The 274-nt window shown below is 60.2% G+C and carries 1 protein-coding gene; it reads right to left on the reverse strand.

The features are described from left to right. A partial coding sequence (locus SB816_RS31505) for an integrase core domain-containing protein (protein WP_410548182.1) occupies nucleotides 1-274 on the reverse strand: 274 nt, incomplete at both ends.

Consider the following 274-nt stretch of genomic DNA (forward strand, 5'->3'; position numbering starts at 1 on the left):
GCTTTGGCGTAAATCCGCCCAAGGCCATGTTCTGGCGGTCATGATTGTAAGTCCACGTCCAATCGGTCGCGAAGCGCTGCACATGGTCCAAGTCTTCCCAGTGGTACTGTGACAGCCATTCGTACCGCACGGGCCGGTTGAATCGTTCGACATACGCGTTCTGCTGCGGCTTGCCCGGCTGAATGTAGTCGAGCCTGATGTCGTACTGCCGGGCCCGCTCGATGATCGCCGCGCTCAGGTACTCGGGCCCGTTATCGCACCGAATCGCCTTGGG

Source organism: Achromobacter sp. SIMBA_011, from assembly GCF_046535435.1.
Classification (GTDB): domain Bacteria; phylum Pseudomonadota; class Gammaproteobacteria; order Burkholderiales; family Burkholderiaceae_B; genus Achromobacter; species Achromobacter dolens.